At 61.8% G+C, this 19,267-nt stretch carries 17 protein-coding genes; 7 read left to right on the top strand and 10 right to left on the bottom strand.

Annotated elements, in window-relative coordinates:
* Window positions 1–87 precede the first annotated feature (87 nt).
* The 5 genes from nrdE to FW756_RS10775 all read right to left on the bottom strand — a co-directional run bounded on the left by nrdE (window position 88) and on the right by FW756_RS10775 (window position 5,760).
* Window positions 88–2,193 carry a class 1b ribonucleoside-diphosphate reductase subunit alpha gene (nrdE, locus tag FW756_RS10795; RefSeq protein WP_446430249.1) on the bottom strand — a complete coding sequence of 702 codons (2,106 nt, stop codon included), beginning with the start codon at window positions 2,191–2,193 and terminating at the stop codon, window positions 88–90.
* 230 nt (window positions 2,194–2,423) lie between these two features.
* Window positions 2,424–2,657 carry a glutaredoxin-like protein NrdH gene (nrdH, locus tag FW756_RS10790; protein WP_446430161.1) on the bottom strand — a complete coding sequence of 78 codons (234 nt, stop codon included), beginning with the start codon at window positions 2,655–2,657 and terminating at the stop codon, window positions 2,424–2,426.
* Window positions 2,658–2,924: 267 nt separating this feature from the next.
* Window positions 2,925–3,350 (bottom strand): hypothetical protein, encoded by a 426-nt coding sequence (locus FW756_RS10785; protein WP_446430160.1) that lies wholly within the window; start codon window positions 3,348–3,350, stop codon window positions 2,925–2,927.
* 67 nt (window positions 3,351–3,417) lie between these two features.
* Window positions 3,418–3,876, bottom strand: a complete 459-nt coding sequence (gene rlmH / locus FW756_RS10780; protein ID WP_446430159.1) for a 23S rRNA (pseudouridine(1915)-N(3))-methyltransferase RlmH — start codon at window positions 3,874–3,876, stop codon at window positions 3,418–3,420.
* A gap of 9 nt (window positions 3,877–3,885) precedes the next feature.
* The gene (locus FW756_RS10775; RefSeq protein ID WP_446430248.1) at window positions 3,886–5,760 is read right to left on the bottom strand and encodes an ABC transporter ATP-binding protein; all 1,875 of its coding nucleotides are present in this window, start codon (window positions 5,758–5,760) and stop codon (window positions 3,886–3,888) included.
* A 198-nt stretch (window positions 5,761–5,958) separates the two neighbouring features.
* Here FW756_RS10775 and FW756_RS10770 point away from each other — a divergent pair, with 198 nt between their 5' ends.
* The 6 genes from FW756_RS10770 to FW756_RS10745 all read left to right on the top strand — a co-directional run bounded on the left by FW756_RS10770 (window position 5,959) and on the right by FW756_RS10745 (window position 13,238).
* Window positions 5,959–6,750, top strand: a complete 792-nt coding sequence (locus FW756_RS10770) for a DUF1684 domain-containing protein (protein ID WP_446430158.1) — start codon at window positions 5,959–5,961, stop codon at window positions 6,748–6,750.
* Between the two features lie 174 nt (window positions 6,751–6,924).
* Window positions 6,925–8,547 (top strand): ABC transporter substrate-binding protein, encoded by a 1,623-nt coding sequence (locus tag FW756_RS10765; RefSeq protein ID WP_446430157.1) that lies wholly within the window; start codon window positions 6,925–6,927, stop codon window positions 8,545–8,547.
* 18 nt (window positions 8,548–8,565) lie between these two features.
* The gene (locus FW756_RS10760) at window positions 8,566–9,588 is read left to right on the top strand and encodes an ABC transporter permease (RefSeq protein ID WP_446430156.1); all 1,023 of its coding nucleotides are present in this window, start codon (window positions 8,566–8,568) and stop codon (window positions 9,586–9,588) included.
* A complete protein-coding gene (locus tag FW756_RS10755) occupies window positions 9,585–10,457 on the top strand; it encodes an ABC transporter permease (RefSeq protein WP_446430155.1) in 873 nt (290 codons plus the stop codon). The genes FW756_RS10760 and FW756_RS10755 overlap by 4 nt, the downstream gene beginning before the upstream one ends.
* A complete protein-coding gene (locus tag FW756_RS10750) occupies window positions 10,454–12,085 on the top strand; it encodes an ATP-binding cassette domain-containing protein (protein ID WP_446430154.1) in 1,632 nt (543 codons plus the stop codon). The genes FW756_RS10755 and FW756_RS10750 overlap by 4 nt, the downstream gene beginning before the upstream one ends.
* Window positions 12,086–12,089: 4 nt before the next feature.
* Entirely contained in the window at window positions 12,090–13,238 is a 1,149-nt protein-coding gene (locus tag FW756_RS10745) for a peptidase C39 family protein (protein ID WP_446430153.1), read from the top strand.
* 110 nt (window positions 13,239–13,348) lie between these two features.
* On the opposite strand, the gene FW756_RS10740 is transcribed toward FW756_RS10745, so the two are convergent.
* From FW756_RS10740 to FW756_RS10730, 3 genes are all read right to left on the bottom strand, one after another.
* Window positions 13,349–13,837: a septum formation family protein gene (locus tag FW756_RS10740; protein WP_446430152.1), complete on the bottom strand. Its 489-nt coding sequence runs from the start codon at window positions 13,835–13,837 to the stop codon at window positions 13,349–13,351.
* 332 nt (window positions 13,838–14,169) lie between these two features.
* Window positions 14,170–14,979: a PaaX family transcriptional regulator gene (locus tag FW756_RS10735; protein ID WP_446430151.1), complete on the bottom strand. Its 810-nt coding sequence runs from the start codon at window positions 14,977–14,979 to the stop codon at window positions 14,170–14,172.
* Window positions 14,976–15,566 carry a GNAT family N-acetyltransferase gene (locus FW756_RS10730; protein WP_446430150.1) on the bottom strand — a complete coding sequence of 197 codons (591 nt, stop codon included), beginning with the start codon at window positions 15,564–15,566 and terminating at the stop codon, window positions 14,976–14,978. The genes FW756_RS10735 and FW756_RS10730 overlap by 4 nt, the downstream gene beginning before the upstream one ends.
* Window positions 15,567–15,695: 129 nt before the next feature.
* Between FW756_RS10730 and FW756_RS10725 the strand changes: the two genes are divergently transcribed.
* Window positions 15,696–16,700: an alpha/beta hydrolase family protein gene (locus FW756_RS10725; protein WP_446430149.1), complete on the top strand. Its 1,005-nt coding sequence runs from the start codon at window positions 15,696–15,698 to the stop codon at window positions 16,698–16,700.
* 20 nt (window positions 16,701–16,720) lie between these two features.
* Here the strand turns inward: FW756_RS10725 and FW756_RS10720 are convergent, their stop codons facing one another.
* Window positions 16,721–18,352: a GNAT family N-acetyltransferase gene (locus FW756_RS10720; RefSeq protein WP_446430148.1), complete on the bottom strand. Its 1,632-nt coding sequence runs from the start codon at window positions 18,350–18,352 to the stop codon at window positions 16,721–16,723.
* 164 nt (window positions 18,353–18,516) lie between these two features.
* Window positions 18,517–19,020 (bottom strand): FBP domain-containing protein, encoded by a 504-nt coding sequence (locus FW756_RS10715; RefSeq protein WP_446430147.1) that lies wholly within the window; start codon window positions 19,018–19,020, stop codon window positions 18,517–18,519.
* Window positions 19,021–19,267: the final 247 nt, after the last annotated feature.

Here is a 19,267-nt window from a genome sequence, read left to right as displayed (position 1 = left end):
AACGAGCCAAGATCTCATTTTGGAAGTTCACGGTCTACCACCGAGGGCTATTAAGGTCGAACGTTGGCGCGTTCGACCTTAATTCTTTTACAACATGCAGCTGACGCACTCGGTCATGTCAGTGCCTTCAAGCGCGAGCTGACGCAGGCGGATGTAGTAGATCGTCTTGATGCCCTTACGCCATGCGTAGATCTGCGCCTTGTTGATGTCACGCGTCGTCGCAGTGTCCTTGAAGAACAGCGTGAGCGACAGACCCTGGTCGACGTGCTGCGTTGCCGCTGCGTACGTGTCGATGATCTTCTCGGCGCCGATCTCGTAGGCGTCCTCGTAGTATTCGAGGTTCTCGTTCGTCATGAACGGAGCTGGGTAGTAGACGCGACCCAGCTTGCCTTCCTTACGGATCTCAACCTTCGAAGCGATCGGGTGGATCGACGAGGTCGAGTTGTTGATGTACGAGATCGAACCGGTCGGCGGGACCGCCTGAAGGTTCTGGTTGTAGATGCCGTGCTCCATGACACTTGCCTTGAGCGCGAGCCAGTCTTCCTGGGTCGGGATCTCAACGCCAGCGTTTGCGAACAGCTCAACAACACGGTCAGTCTCGGGGAACCAAGCCTGCTCGGTGTACTTGTCGAAGAACTCACCCGAAGCGTACTTCGAATCTTCGAAGCCACCGAAGACCTGCTTGCGTTCGATCGCGATCTTGTTCGACGCGGTGAGCGCGTGGAAGAGCACGGTGTAGAAGTAGATGTTCGTGAAGTCGATGCCCTCAGGCGAACCGTAGTGCACGTGCTCACGTGCGAGGTAGCCGTGCAGGTTCATCTGGCCAAGGCCGATAGCGTGCGACTTCGCATTGCCGTCTTCGATCGAGCGAACCGACGAGATCGAGCTCATGTCGCTCACTGCGGTGAGCGAGCGGATCGCGAGGTCAACGGTCTCAGCAAGGTTGCCGCCGTCCATCGCAGTGGCGATGTTCATCGAACCGAGGTTGCACGAGATGTCCTTGCCGATCTCGTTGTAGCTCAGGTCTTCGTTGTAGGTCGTCGGAGTGTTGACCTGCAGAATCTCAGAGCAGAGGTTCGACATGTTGATGCGGCCCTTGATGGGGTTCTCGCGGTTCACGGTGTCTTCGAAGACGATGTACGGGTAGCCCGACTCAAACTGCAGCTCAGCAACGGTCTGGAAGAAGACACGTGCGCTGATCTTGCTCTTCGTAATACGAGCGTCGTTGACCATCTCGTAGTACTTCTCGGTCACCGAAATGTCGCCGAAGGGAACGCCGTAGACCTTCTCGACGTCGTACGGCGAGAAGAGGTACATGTCTTCGTTGCGCTTTGCGAGTTCGAAGGTGATGTCGGGAACAACAACGCCGAGCGACAGCGTCTTAATACGAATCTTCTCGTCAGCGTTCTCACGCTTGGTGTCGAGGAACTTCATGATGTCGGGGTGATGTGCCGAGAGGTACACCGCACCAGCACCCTGACGCGCACCGAGCTGGTTTGCGTAGCTGAAGCTGTCTTCGAGCAGCTTCATGACGGGAATGATGCCAGACGACTGGTTCTCGATCTTCTTGATCGGTGCGCCAGCCTCACGAATGTTCGAGAGCGAGAGCGCAACGCCACCGCCACGCTTCGAGAGCTGCAGCGACGAGTTGATGCCGCGCGAAATCGACTCCATGTTGTCTTCGACGCGGAGGAGGAAGCACGAAACGAGTTCGCCGCGCTGCGCCTTGCCGAGGTTCAAGAAGGTCGGGGTCGCAGGCTGGAAACGACCAGCGATCATCTCACGCATGTAGCCACGTGCAAGGTTCTCATCGCCCTGCGCAAGACCGAGCGAGACCATTACGACGCGGTCTTCGAAGCGCTCGAGGTAACGCTTACCATCGAAGGTCTTGAGCGCGTAAGCGGTGAAGAACTTGTATGCGCCAAGGAATGCGGGGAAGCGGAACTTCAGGGCATATGCCTCGTCGGTGAGCTGCTCAACAAACTTGGGCGAGTACTGATCGAGAAGTGCCTTCTCATAGTAATCGTTGTCGATGAGGTAGCGCATGCGCTCTTCGAAGTTATGGAAGAACACCATGTTCTGGTTGACGTGTTGCAGGAAGTACTGGCGCGCAGCTTCACGATCTTTATCGAACTGAATCTTGCCGTCTGCGTCATACAGATTCAGCATCGCGTTCAGCGAGTGGTAATCCATCTCACTGATCTTGGACGACTCGTGATTGGTCGCGACGTCAGTTGCCACTTTCCCCATCCATCTGCGCGGGAGCGCTGTCTTAATTCTTCCGGTAATTCAAAACTTCAAGGCGGCGCAGCGTGCACCGATACTTTTCTGGGGTTCCCCGTGCGCCATTGCGCGGGGAACCCCAGAGTCAGTATGTGAACTCGCGGTGCCCTCTGCCGTAGAACGCCCCGTGAGATACGGGCTTAGGCCAGGCGGCTTGCCAGCTCGGCGATCTTGTCGGGGCGGAAGCCCGACCAGTGGCCGTCTTCGGTCACCACAACGGGAGCCTGCAGGTAGCCGAGCTCTTTCACCGTCTGCAGTGCAGTCTCGTCTTCTGAAAGGTCGAGCACGTCGTACTCAATGCCCTTGCTGTCGAGCGCCCGGTAGGTCGCGGTGCACTGCACGCACGAGGGCTTGGTGTAGACCGTAATAGCCATGAACTTCCCTTCTCGCAAAAACTTCGGTGACCTCGGTGAGGCACAACATCTAGTGAACCACATGACTGCCAACCACAACATGATGTAGTTACAAGGATGTAGTTATCCACCGATTTTCCACCGGTGGATAACTCTGGCTGGGGAGAACAATTGGCGTAGTTTCGCCCCAATTTCGGAGTTATCCACAGGCACTGGACCTCACATCTCGTTTCTCTACACACCCTCTTGCGGCGTGTCGCCTCTAGTGGTGAAACTGGCTCTTGACAGTTAGAACGCAATGGGCCACAGCAGCTCCTCTCCATCGGGTTGGAACCACCTCAGCATGAGCATTGCGCCACCTGCATCAGCGATATCAGGATCGTGAATACCGCGCACAATCACCCGCAGTCGGTCGCCTGGTTCAAGGGTGCACGGCAACGACAGCGCAAGCATGCCGGCGCCCGCGAGCGCAAAGCGCGCAAGGAGCAGCCGGTCGGTACTCCGATTCTCGATCTCGATCGCCCGCGCACTTCGATCAATCACGCGCACGGGAACGCGCACAGGCAAACTCACCGGGGTTGGCACTGACCTTCGCCGCCCGGAGGCGCCACGTGCGGCAGCAGCCACCGCCAGTGATCGCTTGCGCACACGCGACGATGCGCGTGAGCACTGAGATGCTGACAGGTGGCGCGTGGCGAGGCGGATCGGGTTCATGTCAGTAGCGTAGGTGGGACCACTGACATTTCAGGGTTGGAGCTGATCCGCGCCCCGCGTGCGCTGGTTACACGTGGTGGTACGGGCGGTTGCCCGCGATCTCCTGCGCGCGATACAGCTGCTCAGCGAGGATCAAACGCACGAGCTGGTGCGGGAACACGAGCGCCGAGAGGCTCCACACGAAGTCGGCGCGCTGGCGCACCGAGTCGTCGACGCCGTAGGCGCCGCCGATGACGACCACGACCGAGCGTCCAGCGTCGAAGGCGCCCTGGAGCGTGCGAGCGAGCTTCGGCGAATCAACATTCTTGCCGCGCTCGTCAAGGAGCACGAGAAACGCGTCGCGGTCGACCTTGGCGAGAATTCGCTCGGACTCCTCGGCGCGGGCATGCTCACCCTCGCGAGATGAGTGAGGCAGCAGCTGCCAAGCAACGTCGAAGGGCTTACGGAGCCGCTTCTCGTAGCGCGCAATGCCGTCGCTGACCCAGCTCTCGTGCTTTTTGCCAACGGCCAAGACTTTTACGCTCACATCACAAGATTACCGTTGCTGCTCGGTGAGCTCCGCGTATGCGCCACCGCGAGCAAGCAGCTCAGCATGGGTGCCAGACTCGACGATCCGCCCCGCTGAAACGACGTAGATGCGGTCGGCACCGACGATGGTCGAGAGGCGGTGTGCAATCGCGATGGTCGTGCGCCCGGTGCGTGCAGAATCGAGCGCGCGCTGCACCACGCGTTCGTTCACGGTATCGAGTGCGCTTGTTGCTTCATCGAGCACGAGCACACGCGGATCTTTGAGCAGCACACGCGCAATCGCGATGCGCTGCTTCTCACCACCAGAGAGCCGGTAGCCGCGCTCACCAACAATCGTCTCGTAGCCGTCGGCAAAGCCGACAATCGTGTCATGGATGTTTGCCATGCGAGCAACACGTTCGAGCTCTGCGTCTGTTGCGTCTGGCTTCGCGTACCGCAGGTTGTCTGCGATCGACGCGTGAAACAGGTAGGGCTCTTGCGTCACCACACCGACGCGTTCAACGAGCGCCTCGTGCTGCAGTTCGCGCACGTCATCACCCGCATACTTCACGGAACCAGAGGTCGCATCATAGAGCCGTGGAATGAGTGACCCGATCGTCGTCTTGCCCGAGCCAGATGGGCCGACGAACGCGACAAACTCTCCCGCGCCGACTGTGAACGAGATGTCGTCGAGCGTTGGTCGCTCGTCGGGTGCTGCGTCGTCGTAGCTGAAGGTAACGTTTGCGAATTCCACACAGCCAGCACGGCCATCGGCGTCTGATGGCACACGCGCCTGTTCAGCATCGCGGATCGCGGGCTCGAGATCGAGGTACTCGAAGATGCGAGCAAACAGTGCCTTCGAGGTTTGCAGGTCGAGCGCCACCCGCATGAGGTTCGTGAGGGGGAAGAGTAGTCGCGCTTGCACCGTGGTGAAGGCAACGATCGTACCCGCGGTGATGTCGACGGCACCTGCGCCACCGCGCGCGAGGATCCACCCGGCACAGAGGTAGACAATCGCCGGCACGGCAGACATAAAGACGGTCACAAGGGCGAAGAACACCTGGCCACTCATCGTCTGCTTCACCTGCAGCGCGATCTGATTGCTGTTCTCTGCCGCGTAACGCTCGCTCTCCATACCCTCGCGAGCGTAGGTCTTCGCAAGCAGCACCCCAGATACCGACAGTGTCTCTTGCGTGATCGCCGTCATTTCTGACAGGGATTCTTGCGTGCGCCCCGCGATGCGTGCGCGCACCTGGCCGACGCGACGCTGCGCGATGACGAGCACGGGCATGATGACCACCGCGATGAGCGTGAGCTGCCAGCTGAGCAGCAGCATGGCGACAAAGGCCGCAATCACGGTGACGGTGTTGCCGATGACGCTTGAGACGGTGTTCGACAGCACCCCAGCAACGCCGCCAACGTCATTTTGAATGCGCGATTGAATCACGCCGGTTTTTGTGCGCGTGAAGAACGCGAGCTCCATCGATTGCAGGTGCGCAAAGAGGCGCTCACGCAGATCACCCATCACGCGGTTGCCAACGCGGGCGGTCATGTAGGTCTGCAGCACCCCAATGCCACCCGACACGATGAACAGCGTGACCATGATGACGAGCAGCCGAGTGAGCTCTGGCATGTTTGGCCCGCCGCCATCAAGCGGGAAGAGCCCAACGTCAAAGACCTGCTGTGTGAGCAACGGTGGCAAGACACCGAGCCCAGCTGCCGCGATCACCAGCACAATGATGATGACGAGCGGCACGCGGTAGGGGCGGAAGAGCTCTGCGATCCGCGCACCGAGACGGTCAATCTTCGGGGCCTCGCGGTTGCGCTCACGCTGGGCAGCGGCATCACCTGACGCCACGCGACCGCCACCTCTGACGCCGCGTGCTGCTGGCCCGCCGTGCATACTCATGATGTTTGGAGCGTACTCCGCACCACTGACATTTGGCGGCGATTTCGCGGCTGGCGTTCCTGCGTCTGACGCTGCAGTGAGCGCGGCAGCACACACTGCGGCGAGCGCGCATGTCGCCGCGTGACGCTGAGGGTTCCGTTCAGGGGCGCGGATCACAATACTGGTACACAAGCAGCAGCGAGAGGATTCCCCATGTCAGCACAGGACCCGCAAGCATTCGCAACCGAGCACGCAGCTTGGCACGACACCGTTGAGGCGGGCCGCACGAGCGCCCACGGGCCGCTGAGCATGACGGCGTTGCACTGGCTGACGGCTGAACCAACGGAGCTGCCGGGCCTTCCCGGTGTCTGGAGCGCTGCGGCTGACGGCGTCGTGACCGTCGAGTTCTCGGCGGCTGACGGCGTTGCTCACAATGGCGAGCCTGCGGTTGGCGCGATCACGCTCGGCCCGTTCGAAGAGCAGGGTGCAACGTTGCTCACCTGGGGCGACGTGAAGATTTTGGTTGCAGAACGCAGTGGGCGGATCTCGGTGCGCCCGCAAGATCCGGCATCGGAGATCCGCGTCTCATATGAGGGAACTGCAACGTTTGCCGCCGATCCTGCGTGGGCGGTCACTGCGCGCTTCGAGTCACTCCCCCGTGAACGCATCGAGGTGAACTGCGCGATTCCCGGCGCGAAGCAGTACTTCGACTCTCCCGGTCAGGCGGTGTTCGAGGTCGATGGCGAGGAGCACGCACTCACGCTCTTTGGCTCTCCTGGCAACCTGCGCGTCCACTTCACTGACGCCACGCGAGGCAGCGAAACCTTTGAGTTTGTGCGGTTCCTCGACGTACAAGAACAGCCAGACGGAACCTTGCTGCTCGACTTCAACCGCGCGACGAACCCGCCGTTCGCGTACAACCCCAACACGACGTGCCCATTCACCCCGGCAGAGAACGATCTCACCATCCCGGTACGTGCGGGCGAGCGGCTTCCTGCCGCATAACGAGGCGCATCTCAGGCTCCGCCCGGGGCAATTTTTCGCCCCGGGCGCGCCGTTCCGCAAGGCGGCGCAACACACATCACGCGAAGCAATAAGTAACCCGACGAAATCTAATGGGGCATGGGGGCTCTTCACTCTGTAGGCTCATGCGCACAGACTCAGTGAATGGAGAGCCCCATGCGTCCCCTCCCCTCGATTTCCCGTGGCCGCGGCCGAGCCCTGCGCGGCGCCGCAATTGCTGGCACGCTTGCTGCCGCACTCGCGCTGACTGCCTGTGGCAGCGCCGGAGGTGGCAATGATGCCGCTCCCGCTGACAGTGGCAAGCAGCTCGACTCGGTCACCGTCGGTTTCCCCGGTTCGCTTGCGAACCTGTCGATCACGCAGGAAGCCGGAATTCTCAACTACAACCTCAACGCGACCGTGCAAGAGGGCCTCGTCGGTATCTCGACAACGGGCGAGATCGTCCCTGCTCTCGCGGCTGAATGGACGACACCAGACGACACCACCTACGTCTTCACACTGCGCGCAGACGCGAAGTTCGCGAACGGCGACCCTGTCACCCCGGCAGACGTGGTCTTCAGCCTGAAGAATGCGGCGGATCCCGCAGCAGCGCCGGGCACCAACTATTACCTGACGGGTCTCGCCTCGGCAGAGGTCACCGGCGACAACGAAGTCACCGTCAAGACGAAGGCACCTGAGGCAGCGTTCCTCGCGAATCTCTCGAGTGCTGGCGCGCTCGTGGTGACGTCCGAGAAGTACGCGGCAGAACACGACAACAAGCTCGGTACGAGCACCTCGCTCCTGATGGGCAGCGGCCCGTACCAGGTCACCGAGTTCTCACCCGATTCGCACGCACTCCTCACGCCGAACGAGCACTGGACGGGTGACCCGGTCAAGGCGAAGGAGATCCGCGTCGATTTCATCTCTGATGAAAACACCCGCCTGCTCGCCGCGCAGAAGGGCGATCTCGATATCGCGCTCAACGTTCCCCTCACCCAGGTGAGCCAGTGGGAAAAGATTGACGGCGGCCGCGTCGAGGCGCTCAATGACTTCTCATACGTCGGCCTGCAGTTCGATCAGACCGTTGCTCCGTTCGATGACCCGAATGTGCGCGCGGCTATCGCAAGCGCGGCAGATCGCGACGCCATCGTTGAGAAGCTGCTTCGCGGCTACGGTGAACCAGCAAACACCATCATGTCGCCAGAGACCCTGAGCCAGGTGTACTCGCCTGAAGAGGCTCGCAAGGTACTCGGCGAAGTGAAGTCGCACAGCTTCGACCTCAAGAAGGCCGCAGAATACCTCGCGAAGTCGTCAGTGCCAGAGGGCTTCACGACCGAGCTGACCTACCCGAACACCGGTCAGCAGCTCGGCACCGCGGCACAGTCGCTCGCAGAGAACCTCAAGACGATCGGCATCACCGTGAAGGTGCGCGAGGTTCCCATCGAAGAGTGGCTCGCAACCGTCGGCGACGGCGAGCACGGGCTCGGCTTCATGTGGTACCTGCCGACGACCGGCAACCCTGCAGAGATCAACAGCTACCTGGTTGGCCCAGGAAACCCGAACCACTTCGAAAGCGAAGAGGCCGCAAAGCTCGTCGCAGCTGCTGGCGCTGCAACCGATCCGAAGGAGCGCATCGACCTGCTCCTCCAGCTCGAAGAACTCAACGCTGCTGAGACCGTGACCGCGCCGCTGTGGTGGGGCCAGAGCCTCACCTATTTCTCTGGCAACGTCGGCCTCACCGACTTCTCGCCGTACTCCTTCATCGGACCGTGGGGCGCAGAGCTCTACGCGGCTGAGTAAGTCAGACCCCGACAGCGTATGAGCACAACCCAGACGGACGCCACTGCCGTCACCCTCGCACCGCCCCGACGCTCCGGCGCCGTGGGCGGTGCGCTCGCTCGCACGATTGCGGTCCGCCTGCTCGGCGTACTCGTGATCCTGCTCCTCATCTCGTTCCTCACGTATTCGCTCGTCTACCTTGCGCCGGGCGACATCGTGAAGAACCTGCTCGGCAACCGACCTGCTTCACCAGAAGCGGTTGCTGCGATCCGCGCCCAGTATCACCTCGATGATCCGTTCCTCGTGCGGTACTTCGACTGGCTGTGGGCTGCGTTGCAGGGTGACTTTGGTGAGTCGATCCGCATGCAGCAGCCGGTGACCACGGTCGTTGGTGACCGGTTGGGCAGCACGGTTGCGCTCGTCTTGTTGTCGTTCATCGTCGCTGTCGTGACTGCGATTCCTCTCGGCATCATTGCCGCTGCACGTGAGGGCAAGGCAACCGACCGACTGACGAGCGCGCTCGCGCTCCTCGGTCTCTCGGCGCCGTCATTCGCACTCGCGATTTTGCTGCTGTACCTCTTCTCGATGCTCATTCCGTTCTTCCCCGCGTACGGTGGCGGAAAGGGCGCACTCGACGTGCTCTGGCATCTCACCCTTCCCGCGATCGTGCTTGCCTCAGGCATCGGCGCGATTCTCATGCGCATGACCCGCGCCGCGGTGCTGCGCGAGCTCGGCAGTGACGCGGTCACGTTTGCCCGCTCACGTGGCCTCTCCGAACGAGAGGTGCGCACCATTGCGCTGCGCTCAGCCGCGATCCCCATCATTACGGGCGCAGGCCTGATCCTCACCTTCATCGTGGGTGGCACGATCATCGTCGAGACGGTGTTCTCCTTGCCTGGCATCGGTTCGTTGCTGCAAGAGTCGGTGCTCTTCAAGGACCTGCCCGTCGTACAGGCGCTGACGCTGCTCATCGCGGCAACGATCGCGATCATCACGATTCTCGTGGACCTCAGCTACCTGCTGCTCGATCCGCGCGTGCGAGGAAGGGAGCTCAGCGCATGATTCGCCCCACTACCTCGCTCTCGCAGGCGCAGTTCTCACAGGCTGGCCTCGGCCGCAAGCGCCGCGGCAACACGGTGGTCATCATCTCACTGGTGTTCCTCGCACTCGTCGCCGTGCTCGCGGTGGTCTCACCGTTCTTGCAAGACGCGGCGACAAAGCAGAGCATTCTCGACTCGCTGCTCCCCATGGGCTTCGATGGTCACCCGCTCGGCACCGACGAGCTTGGCCGCGACATTCTCCTGCTGACGCTCGCGGGTACCGGTTCTGCAGTTGCAGGCCCCCTTGCGATTGCTGCGGGCTCGATGATCCTCGCGATCATCTTCGGCACGCTCGCTGGGTACCTCGGCGGATTCACCGATACTGTCATCGGGCGGATCGTCGACATCCTCCTCTCTCTGCCGGTTATGCTCGTCGCAATCGTCGTCGCCGGTATCTTCGGTGCCGGGTACTGGGTCACCGTCGGCATGCTCATCGTGCTCTTCGCGCCTTCCGACATTCGTATCGTGCGCGCCGGAGTCATCGAGCAGGCTCCACGCCCCTACGTCGAAGCTGGTCAGATGCTCGCGCTCTCCCCCGCGCGCATCATGTACGTGCACATCGTGCCGAACGTGTGGCCACTCATCGTGACGAACTTCATGCTCAACCTCGGCATCGCACTCGTGACGCTGTCGTCACTGTCGTTCTTGGGTATCGGCGTCGCGCCCGGCACACCTGACTGGGGCCGCCAGATCGCTGACGGCCGCACGCTCATGCTCGACAACCCGTCGATGCTGCTGCTCCCGGCGCTCCTCATCATCGCGGTGACCATGGCCGTGAACCTGCTCGGCGATCACCTCGGTGAACGCCTCCGAGCGAAGGGAATCCAATGACCCACGCAGCTGTCACACGCGACGAGGCCGCTCGTGCGGTCACCGTGCGCGGACTCACGGTCGAAGGCCCAGCTGGCACCATCGTGCAGCCCCTTGACCTCGATATCACCGCTGGCACCACGCTCGCGATCATCGGCGAATCAGGCTCGGGAAAGACCATGACCGCGCGCGCAATCACCGGTCTGCTCCCCCGCGGGACGGCCGCTGAGGGCGAGATGCGGATCGACAGCGACAGCTTCGACCTCGCCAGCACCGCCGAGTCTGACTGGGCAGATATCCGCGGGCGACGTGTCGTGCTCCTGCTCCAAGATCCGTTCACGAGCCTGAGCCCCGTCATCAGGTGTGGGGAGCAGATCGCTGCGACGATCCGCGCCCGTGCACGTCACGCAGGGACCAAGCTCAGCAAAGCCGAACTCGCAACCGAGGTCACCCGGCGTCTCGCAGAGGTGCACCTGCCAGCGGAGGTTGCGCGGCGCTTCCCGAGTGAGCTCTCTGGCGGCATGCGGCAGCGCGTGGCAATCGCCGCCGCGCTTGCTGCAGAACCGCGACTCCTCATCGCTGACGAGCCAACGACCGCGCTCGACGCGAGCAACCAGGGCGAGGTGCTCGACCTGCTGCGCGAGCTGCAGCGCAAGCATGACATGTGCGTGTTGCTCATCAGCCACGACCTTGGCATCGTCTCGGGTCGCGCCGATGAACTCGTCGTCATGCGCGGTGGCGAGGTTGTCGAGCGCGGACGCACCGATGCAGTGCTTGCCGATCCACGGCACGCGTACACGCGCGCGTTGCTCGCAGCGAACCCCTCGGTCACTGATTCGGGCGATGGGCGCGGATCCGTCAGCCCCACCGCGCCCGCCGTGCTCAGCGCGCGCGGCATCGCAAAGCGCTTCGGGTCACGCACCGTGCTGTCGAACGCTGAGGTTGATGTCGCCGCTGGCGAGATTGTCGCGCTCGTTGGAGAGTCAGGCTCAGGCAAGTCCACCTTTGCCCGCTGCATCGCGGGTCTCGACGTGCCAGACGCTGGCACGGTGACGCTCGGTGGCCGACAGCTGTCTGCAGGTCGTCGTGGGCGCAAGCCTGGCGAGATGCAGATTGTCTTCCAAGATCCGTACTCGACGCTCAACCCGGCCTTCACTATCGGTCGCTCACTCATCGAGGCATTGGCAGCGGTCGGCCGCCCCGCCTCAGACCTGGATGAACTCATGCGACTTGTCGAGCTGGACCCGACGTTCGCGTCGCGTCGCCCAGCGCAGCTCTCTGGTGGGCAACGGCAGCGCGTTGCCATCGCTCGTGCGCTTGCGCCAAACCCCGAACTGCTTATCTGCGATGAGAGTGTCTCGGCGCTCGACGTCTCGGTACAGGCGCAGATCCTTGAGTTGCTCACACGCCTGCGAGATTCGTTTGGCCTCGCAATTCTGTTCATTACGCACGACCTCGGAGTCGTTGCCAGGGTCGCCGCCCGTACAGTGGTACTTCAGTCAGGCAACATCGTTGAGTCGGGGGCAACCGAACAGGTGCTCCGGGCTCCCGCGCACCCGTACACGCAGATGCTCGTTGCAGCGGCAGAACGCGAAAGCGTTGCGGCGAGCGCAGTTGCACCGTCCTCCACAGCTTCGAAGGAGCACTAAAGGTATGTCACTCACCACAACCGTCGTCTCAGGTTCGGTGGCACCCGCCGAGCTCACCGTGGCAGACGCAGCAGATCGCTTTGCACTCTGGACGATCGAGCGCGACCACTGGTCGCCCCGCACCGTGACGGTTACTGATGCCAATGGCACAGTGCTCGCAGCCGCGCTTACTGCTGGCCGCCCACACACTGCCTACCGCAAGATCGTTGACCTGTTCGTTTCGACTGCCGCGGGTGAGCACGCTGCGGCTGCCGCGCAGGCAGCACTCGAGGCAGCACGTCATGACCGCGTCGCAACCGATGATGCTGCGCAGCCTGAGCCGATCGTGATCCGCTTCGAAGAGCATCCCGCGCAGGCTCCGCTGACCGCGGCTGTCCGATCCGCACTTGAGGCAGTCGGTTTCACCCGCGACGCTGACCCGCTGCCCTCTGTGCCAAGCACCCGCCCAGCAGACCCTGCGTACACCCGCAGTTGGTCACTGTGGCTTGGCGCGGCGCCCACTCACGCAGTGCCGTACTACGGCCAGACCACCGACGTCACTTGTGGCGCGGTGACCTCGCTCATGATGTTCGAAGAGCACAACCTCGGCGACCTCGGTGACAACGGCACCGATAACCACACGGTTGAACTCGATTTCTGGCGGCGTGCGACGAACATGCCGGCGTGCGAGCCTGTTGGCCTCGCGGTCACGACCGCAGAAGAAATGCTTACTCGCACTGGTGACGCCGCGCGCAAGCCTCGCGTGATTCTCAGTGCTGAGGGCCCGGTCTTGCTCGAGTGGTACACCGACTTCTACGAGCGTAAGCTTCGCGTACAGCTGCAAGAGGAGTCGCTTCGCACCGCTGAGACCCTCGGGCTTGAGGTTGAGCGCCGGTGGGCGTCGACCGAAGAGATCCGCGATCTCGTCGCCGCTGGCAACGACGTATTCTTGCTCATTGCGCTCGAGCCACTCATTCAAGATGCCGCACCGCACTGGGTGCTCGCACACGACGTCATTGGCGACAGCATCGTCATCTCAGACCCGTGGGTCGAGCAAGAGCACGGCGAAAGCTGGGTAGACACGAGCGCGCTGCCAATTCCGCTCGCTGGTATCGATCTCATCACCCGCTGGGGTGACCCGGCGTACCGCGGCATCATCGTCGTCCCGCGCTAATTCACCATTGAAATCAACAACGGCCGCGAGCCCAGGTGTGTACCTGAGCCGCGGCCGTTGCCGTTCACAGCTTTGCATTGCGCTCACCTGAGCGCGGCTGAGCGAGTTTCTTAGCGACCAGCGCCAGCGAGCGATCCCTCGACGAGGCCAGCGGGGTCGTATGCGAGGCAGTACACCTCACGGTCGTTCAGGCCTTCCCAGCTGCCCTGAGTCGGCGACATGGGCCACCAGTCGAGTTCCGACGCGTCGTACGAGACGCCGACGAACTGTTCGAACTGTGCCACACAGGTCTCTTCTGCTGCTGCCATGACTGCGTCTTCGCCTGGCCATTCGCCATCTTCGAGATCAAACGCGTGGTAGACCTCGTTGTCGTGCGGCTCTGCACACGGCACGACGGGAAGCACGTCTGCCTCGGTGCTCGCAATGTCGTTGGTGCAGTCACCAACGCGGATCGCGAAGACGCTGTCCTCGCCAGCCTCGGTGACCTCACGGGTCTCAGCATCGCGGGCTGCGGGCGCGCCTGAGCAGCCAGCGAGTGCGCCGGTAAGTGCGAGCGCACCGATGAGGATAGAAGCAGAGGAAATACCACGGAGGCGCATCAATGACCCTTTCGAGGAGCTAAAAGTATTCAGCCGCGCGTTCCAACATTTGTTGTCTTCGCACGGGCAGCAAGAAGTCTATGTATTTCCCGGATTCTTTCCAAAATAATCACACCCCAAACAATCAAGACTGTGTGTAACACACAATGTTGGCTTAGGCGTCCCGTATGAATCCCTTTGTAGACCCCTGATTTACGCGTCACTTGTAATTCTGGGTTTAGCCACGTTTTGCAACTTAAAACTTGGCCAGACCGGCGCCAAAGCAAGGCTGACGCCACCGCTCATCAGAGAGTTTCACTCGCCGCGTGTTGTCGCAATCGACTGTGTGGCCCCTACTGAGCTGCGGAATCGTCGAGATCCCAGCCAGCGAATAGTTCTGGTCCGGCGCCTTCCGCTGCATCACCTGCCGCGTTCCAACACTCACGCCATGCCCGTCGAATCTCAACGGGCGACCACGCCTCGGTACGCAGCTCAGCAGGAATCAGGGGATCCTCGCGCACGGCACGCTCAAGCGCATCAGCCAAATACAGTCTGCGCAGCGTGAGGTTGGGCTCTTGGCGCAGCAATTCGACCTCTTGAGCGAGCGTCACATAGGCCGGCATCGTGTCAGCTGCTGGCCAGAGCTTTGCTGCAATCGCGCGCGGATCACGCAGACCTCGCACCACAAACGTGTGCGCGGTTGCTGCCACAACATAGGGTTCGGTGGCGGGCGAAAGAAGCTCGTCAAGATCATGTGGGGTGACGTAGAGGCCAGTCGCACAGGTGACGGCGCCCAGTGACCGCATTTCACGCCTGAAAGCATCGCGCACCGCACGCTCACGCTCAGGAGCACTCAGACTGTACAGGTGCCACTCACCATCCCACGGGGCGACTCCTGCGTCTTGCGCGCTGAGCAATCGCAGCGCCTGCCGGTCACGTTCGAGCGCGAGATGGCCTTCCGCGGTGAGAGAGATCTGGCCCGACCGACCCCGACCCGTCTGCGTTATCTGGCCCGCACCGATTGCTCGGCGGAGTGCAAGCCGCAGGGGCTGGTCGGCTATCCCCGCAAGGTTCGCGGTGTCATACACGACGCCTAACGCAACAGCGCCCGCGGCAGGCAACAAGGCCTCGATCACCGTGCGCGGCGAAACTTTTGGCGTCATCCACGCACCTCCTGCTCCATAACCGTGTACCCATCGAAACCGTACACGCTCGCGAGTCCATGTAGCGAACCACCTGAGACAGCACGATACCCCTCGCGTCGGTACAGTGCTGCTGCGCGTGGGTTGGCGTCGATGACGGTCAGCCTCACCGCACGCATGTGACGCTCGGCCGCAAGCGCGTTCGCAGCCTGCAGCAGACTGGTGCCAATCTGCCGCCCGCGCCAGTCTGCCGCGACGCAAATGCCATCAAGCACGAGCGTCTGCGCCTGTTCTCCGCGGGCAAGCACGCCACAGACCACGAGTGCGCGGATCGCCTGCCACCTGCCAAGCACACGTCGCAAAGCTGCCCAGGTGAAATCAATTGCTCCTGCACCAGCGAGCTGAAAGCCGCACATGCCTACGACTTCACCACCGATGCGCGCGACGAGCACACGATCCGCGCGCATGAGCTGCTGCATGACACGCAACCCCTGGTCGGCGTCAGTGAACGCATGCCGAAACTTGCGTGAGAACGCTTGCCAGTACAGTTCACCGATGCGCTCACGCTCGGCGTCGGTGAAGCCCAAGTCGATAACGGTCGCTGCCATGAAAGAAGAGTATCAAAATTGTCACGTTCGTGTGGAATGGGATACATGCTCAACAACAGCCTGGGTGACCACCGCTACCATTTCTCAAATGGTATCATCTAGAGTACGATCGTGAGCAAAAAGAGAGTAATGCAGTGGTTGAAGATCGTCGTGAGCGCGATCGTTGTCGTCGGAATCCTCGGCACCGGCGCCGTGCTCATCGGTAACCACTTCCGCTTCACCGAGACACAGCTGCGCATTTCGGTCCCCTCTGGTGAACTCGAAGGCGTCCTCACCCTTCCTCGCGAAGGTGATCCGCGCGGGCTAGCAATCATCGTGCACGGTGATGCCGCAGTCACAGCGACGCACGACGGCCTGTATGCGCCATGGTTCGAAAGCGCAGCAGATGCTGGCTATGCCACCATTTCGTGGAGCAAGCGGGGCGTCGGCGGATCAGCAGGCAACTGGCTCGATCAGTCTCTCACCGATCGCGCGACCGAGGTAAGCGAGGTCATCGATTGGGCGAAGACGCAGAATAATATCCCGACCGATCGCATCGTGCTCTGGGGCGCGAGTCAAGCGGGATGGGTGCTCCCCCAGGTGGTTCACCAGCGAGACGACATCGATGGGGTTGTCGCCGTTGGCACAGCAATCAACTGGCTCGATCAGGGCCGGTTCAATCTACTCGCAGAGCTCGACTATTCTTCGGCTACCCCGCAGGAACGAACGGCCGCCATCAAGGCAAGCGACGAGACCCGGGCCATGCTTGAGCGTGGCGCATCACACGAGGAGTATCTTGCCGTCACTCAGGATGATCCGCCCATGACCGCAGACCGCTGGGCCTTCGTCGCGCGCAACATGTACGCTGATGCGACCGAGGATCTTGCCAAATCAGCGACGGCTCACATTCCGATCCTGCTGCTCGTCGGCGAACACGACCGCAACGTTGATGTGGCTGAGACCGAGGCTGTCTATCGTGAGATCTTTGGGGCAGATCTCAGCGTGCTTCGCGTTGATGCCGTTCACTCGATGGCGCGCCCGATCATTGACAGCAATGAGCCCCTCGCACTCGCCACGGCGGTGTTTTGGCCGCGCGCGCTCCTGGCGCCCGAGGCACTCGACGGATACCGTGGCTTTCTGACCGAGCTTGAGTGAGTTGACTCAGTGACGCCCCCCTAGGCACGCTTCGCATAGGTGATGGATCGATCACGCGGCGCAAACCCGAACTTCGTGTACATCTGCAACGCACCACTCGGGTTTGCCGCGTCGACGTCCAGCGCCGCGTGCTGAAGATCCGCTTCCTTGTAAGCACGCAGGGTCTCAGTGATGAGCGCGGAGGAGAGCCCCCTGCCACGCCACGCACGCACCACGCCAATGGTGGCCATGTAGGCAAACGGTCCACCGTTCTTCTCCCACTCAGCCTCATCCATCATGCTGAGGACCGCGCCAACGACCTCGAACGGGCGCTCATCTGTGCCGTCTCCGACCACCGCAATGCGTGACAGTGACGCAGCGAACTCGTCGAGGGCGTGCCAATCGTTCCACTCTTCCTGGGTGGTGGGCTGCGATCCCCAATGGTCACGAAACGCGTCATTGATCGCGATGCGAGTCGCCTCAGACAGCTCGCTCGTGAGTGGGCGGATCGTGACGCCCTCCGCGAGCTGCTTGCTTGGAATTTCTTCTGCCAGCGGTCGCCAGAGCTCCATCCACCAACGCACCGGCTGAAAACCGGCGGCCCGGTAGAGCGCCAGATGACCAAGGTTCTCTTCTCGAGCACCAAGATCAAGCATTGCCGGAAGATCACTCCCAGTTTCCGCGAGCAGCTGCCGAGCTCGTGCCTCCTGCCATGCGATGAGCGCACGCCCGACACCCTCCCCGCGCCAATCAGGATGCACAGTGCCGTCAAGCGATATCGCGGTCTCTGTCTCCGCAGTATCACCAAGGTGGGCCTCGCCATAGGCAATCGCCTCGCCTGCGTTGTTCAGACCAACGATCGTGTCAGTTGCGAGAGTGAATCTGTCGCCTTTGAAACCGAGCGCGATCGACGCTCGTGAATACACCTCGGTTGGGTGGTCGACGCGACCAGACGCCACGACCAACTGCTGCACGAGGTCTACGTCATCAGCTGTCAGTGCACGCCAGTGGATCCGCGCCCCTCGCACCTCGGCTGGCAACGCGGGCAGTTGCTTCGGCGCAAGCGCGCGATCCGCAATCGGAACCCCTACGCCAGCAAATGCCCTGGCATAGATCTCTCGGGTGACCGCCTGCTTTCGCTCGTTGTAGGTCACGACCGAGTTGGTTGCCTCGCCTGCGGCCTCGCGTTTGCGCTCGGCGTAGAGTTCTCGGTCGGTCGTGTGTTCGCGCAACCAGTCACGGAACGGTAGGTGTCGCGCTGGTTCCGCAGCACCAACACCATAGACGTGGAGGTTCACACGCGGATCGAGGCCCCGCAACATGCGATGCTCTTCGAACTCAGGCTCACGAACCGTATGCACATAGCCGAGCGCTTCAAGCTCAGGCAGGTACGAGGCTTCATCTGACGCGTCGACAACGATGAGGTCGATGTCGACAACATCCTTTGCGGGAAGCCCTGCAACCGCCGTGGAGCCAATGTGGTGCAGCTCCTGCACCCGATCACCGAGGATATCACGGATATCAGCGGCGGCCTTTGCAAAGCGTTCCTGCCATTCAGGACGCGGATCAACAACCGCAATGTCTTCCGTGGGCGCGGCACCACTCACCCAGGGATTACCCACTTGCTGCCCATCGCGGAAGTCCGCGAACCCTACTGGGAATACTTGAGACATACGCCCCTCCTCATCGCTGCACGCCAGCGTGGTCACGCGCCAGAGCTCGCCGAGCTGGGCACCCATACAGCGTATAAGCGCTCGGGTGCCCAGCTCTAGCGGTCTCTCGAAACGCTCAGCGAATCTTCGGTGGTGCGACCGTTATTGTTCCGGCAGGTATCGACCTACCGACCGGAAATGAGCATCTCCGCGAAACCGGTCGCGCGCAACACCAGATCGTCAATCCGACGTTCACGCGCCGCGGCGACGTCGTATCCTTCGTAGGCCGGGGGCGGATCATTACGCACGTTACGCGAGCACTGAAAGTCGCGACAGATCAACGTTCCAACCGTGTTGCCTTTGCGTCCCGCAGCGCCAACACGTTTCGCGCTCCAAAACACGACATCATTCGGCAACCGAACGTCGCGACACCAATTACACATCGCTCTCGACCTGGGGCTCGCCTCGGCCTGCTGCAGCAGAACGCCCGCGGGAGCCTCATCCAGTCGCGGAAGTATCACGTACGCGCGACGAACAAACTTGGGATCACGCCAACCAAGATAATCGAGCTGTTCCCAGTCGGCTTCTTGCAGCGCAAGGATGGCGTCGGTCACCTGCATTTCAGATGACTCGCGACGCGAAGCATTGATCAGCGACGTACGCAGGTACGCCTCGGTAAGGGGTTGCATGAGTATGCCTTTCGAGCGTGCGCATAAGAACGCACACGAAGAGTGGGTGACTGAGACGATCACCGAGGGCACGAATGGGCTCGGTGATGCGACTACGGCTAGTCACAGTCGGCGATAAGTTCGCCGACGACCTCCTGACGCTGGGAGTACAGCTCTCGATAACTCACATTGCTACTGTAGCTCCCCAAGCTGAGTATGAGAGCTTCCCTGGCGCTGGCGGCGCCTGCGGCGTGCAGGCCTCAGCACG

This window comes from Leucobacter sp. 1207-22 (assembly GCF_052850455.1).
Note: the sequence above shows the minus strand (reverse complement) of the source record. Positions and strands in the feature narration are given on the sequence as shown.

What these genes read in the sequence shown, in the direction of transcription:
- nrdE (WP_446430249.1), bottom strand. Translation starts at nt 2,193, where the DNA reads ATGGATTACCACTCGCTGAACGCGATGCTGAATCTGTATGACGCAGAC.
- nrdH (WP_446430161.1), bottom strand. Translation starts at nt 2,657, where the DNA reads ATGGCTATTACGGTCTACACCAAGCCCTCGTGCGTGCAGTGCACCGCG.
- FW756_RS10785 (WP_446430160.1), bottom strand. Translation starts at nt 3,350, where the DNA reads ATGAACCCGATCCGCCTCGCCACGCGCCACCTGTCAGCATCTCAGTGC.
- FW756_RS10775 (WP_446430248.1), bottom strand. Translation starts at nt 5,760, where the DNA reads ATGCACGGCGGGCCAGCAGCACGCGGCGTCAGAGGTGGCGGTCGCGTG.
- FW756_RS10770 (WP_446430158.1), top strand. Translation starts at nt 5,959, where the DNA reads ATGTCAGCACAGGACCCGCAAGCATTCGCAACCGAGCACGCAGCTTGG.
- FW756_RS10765 (WP_446430157.1), top strand. Translation starts at nt 6,925, where the DNA reads ATGCGTCCCCTCCCCTCGATTTCCCGTGGCCGCGGCCGAGCCCTGCGC.
- FW756_RS10760 (WP_446430156.1), top strand. Translation starts at nt 8,566, where the DNA reads ATGAGCACAACCCAGACGGACGCCACTGCCGTCACCCTCGCACCGCCC.
- FW756_RS10755 (WP_446430155.1), top strand. Translation starts at nt 9,585, where the DNA reads ATGATTCGCCCCACTACCTCGCTCTCGCAGGCGCAGTTCTCACAGGCT.
- FW756_RS10750 (WP_446430154.1), top strand. Translation starts at nt 10,454, where the DNA reads ATGACCCACGCAGCTGTCACACGCGACGAGGCCGCTCGTGCGGTCACC.
- FW756_RS10745 (WP_446430153.1), top strand. Translation starts at nt 12,090, where the DNA reads ATGTCACTCACCACAACCGTCGTCTCAGGTTCGGTGGCACCCGCCGAG.
- FW756_RS10740 (WP_446430152.1), bottom strand. Translation starts at nt 13,837, where the DNA reads ATGCGCCTCCGTGGTATTTCCTCTGCTTCTATCCTCATCGGTGCGCTC.
- FW756_RS10735 (WP_446430151.1), bottom strand. Translation starts at nt 14,979, where the DNA reads ATGACGCCAAAAGTTTCGCCGCGCACGGTGATCGAGGCCTTGTTGCCT.
- FW756_RS10730 (WP_446430150.1), bottom strand. Translation starts at nt 15,566, where the DNA reads ATGGCAGCGACCGTTATCGACTTGGGCTTCACCGACGCCGAGCGTGAG.
- FW756_RS10725 (WP_446430149.1), top strand. Translation starts at nt 15,696, where the DNA reads ATGCAGTGGTTGAAGATCGTCGTGAGCGCGATCGTTGTCGTCGGAATC.
- FW756_RS10720 (WP_446430148.1), bottom strand. Translation starts at nt 18,352, where the DNA reads ATGTCTCAAGTATTCCCAGTAGGGTTCGCGGACTTCCGCGATGGGCAG.
- FW756_RS10715 (WP_446430147.1), bottom strand. Translation starts at nt 19,020, where the DNA reads ATGCAACCCCTTACCGAGGCGTACCTGCGTACGTCGCTGATCAATGCT.